We start from the raw sequence: 802 nt of genomic DNA, 5'->3' as shown, positions 1-802 counted from the left end.
CCCCCGCACCGCCCCTCCCCGCACCGAGCCGCCCCGAGCCGCCCCGAGCCGCCCCCACCGCCCCGCTCCTGGCCGCCGTGCCGTGCCGGCCCCACCGGCCCGGGGGTGTCCGGTCTGCGGTCGCTCCGGGCGGGCTGTTGGGGGCGGGCAGTAGGATCGGCGCGTTGCACACCCGTATACCGCTGGTAGGAGGCTTTTCATGGCTCAGGTCACGCTGAAGGGGAACCCGGTCGAGGTCGGCGGCGCACTGCCCGCGGCCGGCAGCCAGGCACCGGCGTTCACCCTGGTCGGCGCGGGACTCGCGGACACCTCGCTGAAGGACTTCGCCGGTACCCGCAAGGTCCTCAACATCTTCCCCAGCATCGACACCCCGACCTGCGCGACGTCGGTACGCACCTTCAACTCCCAGGCCGGCGCGCTGGAGAACACCGTCGTGCTGTGCATCTCCGCGGACCTGCCGTTCGCCCAGGCCCGCTTCTGCGGCGCCGAGGGCCTGGACAACGTCAAGACCCTCTCCACCGTGCGCGGACGCGACTTCCACGACGCCTACGGCGTGGCCATCAACACCGGCCCCCTGGCCGGCCTGACCGCGCGCGCCGTCGTCGTCCTCGACGAGAACGACACCGTCCTGCACACCGAACTCGTCGCGGAGATCGCCGACGAGCCGAACTACGAGGCCGCACTCGCCGCCCTCAACTGACCCACCCCCGCACACACCGCACCACCCTGCGCGCACACCCCCCATCGGCACCTGTCTCTTATACACATCTGACGCTGCCGACGAAGAGGATAGTGGAGATCT

General features: G+C 71.3%; 1 protein-coding gene. It reads left to right on the top strand.

Annotated elements, in window-relative coordinates; genetic code table 11:
- Nucleotides 1–199 precede the first annotated feature (199 nt).
- The gene (gene tpx, locus IF30_RS0140375) at nucleotides 200–700 is read left to right on the top strand and encodes a thiol peroxidase (protein WP_030248192.1); all 501 of its coding nucleotides are present in this window, start codon (nucleotides 200–202) and stop codon (nucleotides 698–700) included.
- The last annotated feature ends 102 nt before the right edge of the window (nucleotides 701–802 follow it).

The organism is Streptomyces sp. NRRL S-350, from assembly GCF_000719705.1.
Classification (GTDB): Bacteria; Actinomycetota; Actinomycetes; order Streptomycetales; family Streptomycetaceae; genus Kitasatospora.
The sequence above is the reverse complement of the archived record's forward strand: the minus strand, read 5'-3'. Positions and strand labels throughout refer to the sequence as shown.

What these genes read in the sequence shown, in the direction of transcription:
- tpx (WP_030248192.1), top strand. Translation starts at nt 200, where the DNA reads ATGGCTCAGGTCACGCTGAAGGGGAACCCGGTCGAGGTCGGCGGCGCA.